This window comes from Actinoplanes awajinensis subsp. mycoplanecinus (assembly GCF_001509495.1).
GTDB classification, from domain to species: domain Bacteria; phylum Actinomycetota; class Actinomycetes; order Mycobacteriales; family Micromonosporaceae; genus Actinoplanes; species Actinoplanes palleronii.
Map to the genome: position 1 here is coordinate 1 of NZ_LLZH01000069.1, position 5,977 is coordinate 5,977.

Annotated in this window: 6 protein-coding genes; 2 read left to right on the top strand and 4 right to left on the bottom strand. The window is 70.4% G+C overall.

The window, feature by feature from the left end; translation table 11 throughout:
* Positions 1-457, bottom strand: a 457-nt coding sequence (locus ADL15_RS11085) for an NmrA family NAD(P)-binding protein (protein ID WP_232344023.1), incomplete at its 3' end; no start/stop codon positions are given.
* Positions 458-676: 219 nt separating this feature from the next.
* Between ADL15_RS11085 and ADL15_RS11090 the strand changes: the two genes are divergently transcribed.
* The gene (locus tag ADL15_RS11090) at positions 677-1,066 is read left to right on the top strand and encodes a cupin domain-containing protein (RefSeq protein ID WP_067687974.1); all 390 of its coding nucleotides are present in this window, start codon (positions 677-679) and stop codon (positions 1,064-1,066) included.
* 143 nt (positions 1,067-1,209) lie between these two features.
* Here ADL15_RS11090 and ADL15_RS11095 read toward each other — a convergent pair whose 3' ends face one another.
* Positions 1,210-2,019 (bottom strand): GAF domain-containing protein, encoded by an 810-nt coding sequence (locus ADL15_RS11095; RefSeq protein WP_067687976.1) that lies wholly within the window; start codon positions 2,017-2,019, stop codon positions 1,210-1,212.
* A gap of 193 nt (positions 2,020-2,212) precedes the next feature.
* Between ADL15_RS11095 and ADL15_RS11100 the strand changes: the two genes are divergently transcribed.
* Positions 2,213-3,820, top strand: a complete 1,608-nt coding sequence (locus ADL15_RS11100) for a serine/threonine-protein kinase (RefSeq protein ID WP_067687978.1) — start codon at positions 2,213-2,215, stop codon at positions 3,818-3,820.
* Between the two features lie 28 nt (positions 3,821-3,848).
* Here ADL15_RS11100 and ADL15_RS11105 read toward each other — a convergent pair whose 3' ends face one another.
* Together ADL15_RS11105 and ADL15_RS11110 are read right to left on the bottom strand one after the other, a co-directional pair.
* A complete protein-coding gene (locus tag ADL15_RS11105) occupies positions 3,849-4,697 on the bottom strand; it encodes an NAD(P)H-hydrate dehydratase (RefSeq protein WP_067687980.1) in 849 nt (282 codons plus the stop codon).
* Positions 4,681-5,433: a histidine phosphatase family protein gene (locus tag ADL15_RS11110; RefSeq protein WP_067687982.1), complete on the bottom strand. Its 753-nt coding sequence runs from the start codon at positions 5,431-5,433 to the stop codon at positions 4,681-4,683. Before ADL15_RS11110 ends, ADL15_RS11105 begins: the two co-directional genes overlap by 17 nt.
* Positions 5,434-5,977 lie beyond the last annotated feature (544 nt).

Consider the following 5,977-nt stretch of genomic DNA (forward strand, 5'->3'; position numbering starts at 1 on the left):
ACTCGACGAAGAACGCGTCCGCCTCGGCCTTCGCGTCGAAGTGCGGCACCTTGTACTTACCCAGCAGCGTCGGCATCCGCGGGTCGTCGACCGGGATCAGCTCCCGGGTGTCCTCCAGCGTCGACCACACCACATGCTGCACGCCGGCCTTCTGCACCGCGTCGATCAGATTCCGGACGTACGCCTGCTCTTTTTCCGGATCCATGTGCGTCCAGAAATCGGTGACCAGGAAAGCCCCGTGCGCCCCCTCGAACGCCTCGGCCAGACCCGCCGGATCGGAATAGTCACCGGTCACCACTTCAGCACCTAGCTCGGCCAGCTCACGCGCCTTGACCGAGGTCACGTCCCGGGTCAACGCCCGCACCGTGAACTCGCCGCCGCCGGCCAGGATGGCCCGCACCACACCACTGCCCTGAGCACCAGTCGCACCGACAACCGCGATCGTCTTGCTCGCCATCAGAACCACTCCCTGGGGTTTTCCCGGCTCTTTGTGGGCCGTTATCCCGCTCAACCACACCCCCACCCAGGTTATTTCAAATTTGTACGACCTGTGTGGACGGTCACTCCGACGATCACACGTGGGGTTCGGACAGGCTTCGGCCAGGGAGTTGTCCGGCTGATCGCCCTGAGACGAGCGGGTCGCATGGCGGCGCGGCAAAACGGGTATACGCCTGGCATGGAGCACTTCACGATCGCCACCGTTGCGGAGCAGAGTCCCGATTTCCGTCGCGTGCTGTGGACCGGCAAGCACACCCAGCTGGTCATCATGACCATCCCGCCGGGCGGCGAGATCGGCGAGGAAGTCCACGAGGTCGACCAGATCCTGACCTTCGTCAGCGGCGTCGGCCAGGCGGTCGTCTCCGGGCAGACCCGCAAGGTCGCTGCTGGCGACCTCGTCGTCGTCCCGGCCGGCCGCAAGCACAACTTCACCAACGGGGGTCCGAACCCGCTGGTCCTCTACACCGTCTACGGCCCGCCGGAGCACGCCGACCAGGCGATCCACAAGACGAAGGAAGAGGCAGACCGCCTCGAGGAGCAGGGCAAGGACGAACCCCCGCAGGACTGACCTCGCTGTACGCCGACACTTCGCGAGGCCGTTGTGAACCCGATCGTTCTGCGGGTCACAACGGTCTCGCGGTCGTGTGTCACGCGCGGCCAGCCGAGCTGTACGAGAAAACCACAGGTCCTGGCAGCAGTGGCGCTGCCGGCTCAGCGGTGCAGGAAAGCGGCCAGACCGCCGAGCTCTTCGTTGGCGATGAACACCGACCGGACGTTGATGATGGCTTCTTCGATGTGGTTGTTGCAGCCCCACGCGGAGTCGCCCCACGAGTCGGCGAGCTTCAGTTCGGCGGGGTCGGTGCACGGGGTGGCGCCGCCGAGCTGGCAGTGCTCCGGATGCGGCCGGGTGGCGTGCGCGGCGGCGGCAATACGCATGCGCTCGGCGAGTTCGGTCGCGGCGGCGGCGCGTCGTTCGGCGTCGTCGCGTAGTTGCCGTTCGGCGCGGACGGCGGTGATGGTGGCCAGGCGTAGTTCCAGGTGTTGCGCGACCAGGTCGGCGAGGTGGCCGAGGACGGCACGCTGTCCTTCCGACAGCTCCCGCGGCATGGCGTCGATCGCGGTCACGGTGCCGAGGTGGTGCCCGTCACGGGTGATGATCGGCGCGGCGGCGTAGAACCGCAGACCCAGTTCGCCGCGCACGAGCGGGTGGTCGAGGGTGCGCGGGTCGATCGCGGCGTCGTTGACGACGTAGGGGCCGTCGGCGCAGAACGCCGACGCGCACAGCCCGGCCTCGGCGGCCACCTGCGTCACGCCGTGCAGCCCCTTGGCGGCGGCGAACCACACTCGGTCGGCGTCGACGATGCTGACGGTGGCGATCGGGGTGCCGCACACCGCGGCCGCGGCGGCCGCGACGGAGTCGAACTGGCCGTCGGTGGGGCTGTCGAGGATCTCGTAGCGGCGTACCGCGGCCAGCCGGGCCGGATCGGTGAGGGCAGCGGTGCGGCCGGCGGTGATCGACAAGGTGTGGTGCTCGCTTTCCCTAGGAGATGGTCAGACTGACACAGGTGGCAATCGGCCGGGCCGCCGTTGGACGCGTCAAGGTGGTGACGAAGTGGTCACGGCTGCTCGCGCGTGGCCGCCTCCCCGCTCTCACCGCGGCGATCACCGGGTCCGCCGGGCTGCAGATCTTCGTCAGGCAAGGCACACTTCCCGGATGAACGGACCGCCCATTCTCGACGGTGAATTCGGGCAGGCGCACCCTGGCCTGCTGCTCGGCGGCCGTTACCGCCTGCAGACTCCGATCGGCGCCGGCGGTATGGCAGTCGTCTGGCAGGCACACGATCACGTGCTCGCCCGCGCCGTCGCCGTCAAGCTCGTGGCTCCCACGGCCGCCGGCAACCAGCACGCGCGCGACCGGATCGGTCACGAGGCCCGAGCCGCCGCGGCGCTCGCGCACCCCAACATCGCCCAGGTCTACGACTACGGCGAGATGACAACGGCAGGACAGACTTTTCCGTACGTCGTGATGGAACTCGTTCCCGGCGGGACGCTGCTGCGAAGGCTCTCCGCCGGTCCGGTGGCACCGCAGTTCGCCATGCGGGTGTGCGCGGAGATCGCCGCGGCGCTGGCCGCCGCCCACGCCGAAGGACTGGTGCACCGGGACATCAAGCCGGCCAATGTGATGCTCGCACCGACCGGCGCCAAGGTCGTCGACTTCGGCATCGCCGCGGTCGTCTCGCCCGGTGGCTCCGGCGAGCTGGACTCCGAGGTCCTCGGCACCGCGGCCTACCTGGCACCGGAGCGGCTGACCGGCGATGCGGTGCAACCAGCCTCCGACGTGTACGCCCTCGGCGTCGTGCTCTACCTGCTGCTCTCCGGCCGCTCCCCCTGGACCAGCGAGGACACCAGGCAGACGCTGGAGGCACATCTCCACCTCGAGCCGGCCGCGCTACCACCGACGCCGGGTGTGCCCGACCACGTCATCGGGCTGTGCAACCGCTGCCTGGCCAAGGACCCGCTGGTGCGGCCGAGCGCCCGGGAGACCGCCGAAGTTCTGGCGGGAGGCGCCGGGATGCGCGTGGTGAACGACGAAGCTCACTTGCCGGCCCGTACGGATCCCGGCCCGGACCCCACGGTCCTGATCCACCGGGCACCGAGCAGCCGGCCCGGAGCCGCGGCACCGCCCGTCGACTCCGGCCTGCGAACCGAGCTGATACCGTCGCCGGCCACCCCACCGAACGCCCGCACGGCATACCGCCGGTGGCTGATCACCGCGGCGCTGGTCATCGTCGCCGGCACCGGTGGAGCTTTCTGGGTGCACCAGCTGACCACCACGGATCGAGACGAGCCGTCGTGGGCGGGAGCTCCCCCGGCCCCAGCGGCCTCGGCCACGACCAGCCGGGGTCCGGGCGCGCCCGAGGCCACCACCTCGACGCGCCTCACGCCCGTCGCACCGGCCGCGACACGGCCGCACTCGCAGCCCGCGACATCCGCCGGAGCGTCGGTGCGGGCCAGTCCCACCGACCCGGCGACGCCTGCCACGACAGCGACACCGGACGAAACAGCCCCGTCGACGACCCCGGCCACCGAGCCGACCGAGCGAACGCTGTCGACGGTTGCCGGCACCGTCCGCGCAAACTGCCCCAGCCCGGCGACCGCCCAGATCCTGTCCTGGAAAGCGGCCACGCCCTACAAGGTCCAGGCCGTTGACCCCGGGCCGGCATCCGCGCCCACGGTGACGTTCAAACACGGCAAGACCCTGCTCACCATGTCAGTGAGCTGCACGAACGGCACGCCCACGGCCACCACACAGCAGGCCTGACCGTCCGGGTGAAGGCGCCGCCCTGCGGTCAGACCGTCGCGATCGTGTACGCCACCTCGTCGACCAGTTCGCGGGCCAGGAACCCGGTCCGGCCGAAGCGAGGCGCCAGCCGCTGCCCACCGACCGCGTGCGCGTAGGCACCCCAGCACGCCGCCTGGGCCGGATCCGCGCCCCGGCCGAGCAGCCCGGCGACGATCCCGGCCCGGGCGTCCCCGCTGCCCGAGGTACCCAGCCCGGCGTCGCCGCTCTCCTCGCGCCACGCCGAGCCGCCCGGTTCCGCGATGTGACCGTAGAGCGAGACCACCGCCCGGTACCGGGCGGCCAGCTCGCCGGCCACCCCCGCCAGGTCCTCGCCCGGATCCCGGCCGAGCAGGTAGCCCGCCTCGGTCACGTTCGGGGTCAGCACCGCGCGGCGCTGCCGCAGCAAGCCGGGCTCCTTGCTCAGGGCGCCGAGCGCGTACGCGTCCAGCACCACCGCCGTGTCCGGGCCGGTCGCGCCGAGGAGCGCCCGCATCAGCTCGGTGGTCTGGCCGATGTCGTCCAGTCCGGGACCGATCGCGATCACGTCGGCGTCCCGGGCCAGCTCGAGCACCTCCGCCGGTGGCCCGGCGTCGCCCGGCGGCAGGCCGAGAACCCGGGCCTCCGGGACGGCGATGCTCAGCGGAACGGCACTCTCGTCGGCCACCACCAGCTGCAGCCGGCCGGCACCGGCACGCAGCGCGGCCACCCCGGCCAGCAGCACCGCTCCCGGGTTGAACCGGGAGCCGCCCACCACCAGCACGGTGCCGCGCGCCTGCTTGTCGCCGCCCGGTTCCGGCAGCGGCCAACTCCGCAACACCCGTGGCGTGATCACTTGTTCGTCAGGCCCGCCCGGCATCGACGGCCTCCTGTTCGGTCACGGGCGCTGCCTCGGCCAGCAGATGCCGTACGTCGTTGAAGGACTCCGGCACCAGACGCCCGCCGGCACGCCGCCAGCTGCTCACCGAGCAGTTGGCGATGGTGACCTCACGCGCGATGGCCATCAGCGTGGCCTCGTCCAGATCCTCCACCAGGTACCGGGTCAACATCACCAGCGCGTCGTGGGCGAACAGCACCACCCGGCCGTCCGGATGATCCGCGCGCAGCTCCCGCAACAGTGACCGCAGTCGCAGCAGGACGTCGGCCCAGGACTCGCCGCCGGGCGGCCGATGGTAGAACTTGCCCAACCGGGCCCGCCGACGCGCCTCGTCGGGCAACCGGGCCTTCACACCCCGGGCGGTCAGCAGGTCGAAGATGCCCAGTTCCCGGTCCCGCAGCCGCTCGTCGACGCGAACCGCGACGGGTAGGTCCCCCAGCGCGATCTGCGCGGTCTGCCGGGCGCGCAGGTAGGGCGAGACCACCGCGACCGCAGGGAGATCGCCGGCGGGCAGGTCGGCGAAGTAGGTGCTCAGCGCGGTCGCCTGCTCGCGGCCCGTGCCGGACAGCGGAACATCGGCGTCCCGCTCAAGGATCTCGATCACCTCGGCACCGGCGGTCTCCGCGGCCTCGGCGGCGACGTTGCCGGTGCTCTGCCCGTGCCGCACCACGGCCAACCAGCTCAACGATTCGCGCGGCGCTTCGTGTTCAGGTCGCATGGCTGCCTGTTTTCCCCACAAAAGCCGCTTTACGCATACGCCAACCAAGCCACCTGGCCGACTCATCGGTGGGTCATGCCGGTGGCGCGAACCGGCGAGACGGACAGCGGACCCGGTCGCCGCAACGGCCCCTACAAGTTGATCTTTGACGCGGCCACCTTCCCTCTCGTGGAGATAGCGGCGTGCGGCGCGGTTAGACGGACTACGTCCGGGTCACCGGTCAGAAAAGCAGGTTCAGCACGACGGTTCCGATGATCGAGAGCAGCACGGACAACGCCAGCATGGCGAGGCAGCCGACGGGGCCGCCGAGAAAACTAACTTCGGTACGTCCGATACGCATGTCCGACGGATACCCGGACGCGCGCTCCGGATGCGGTCGACGGCGGTGCGGAACGACACCTCTCCTGCCGTCATCTTTTCGTTGACATTCCGCTTGTCATCGTTCCGATGACGTGTTAGAAACAAGGTATCGCGCATTGACCCCGTAGTCGAGACCGCAGGAGGTGGGACCATGTTGATGCGCAGCGAACCCTTCACCGAGGTC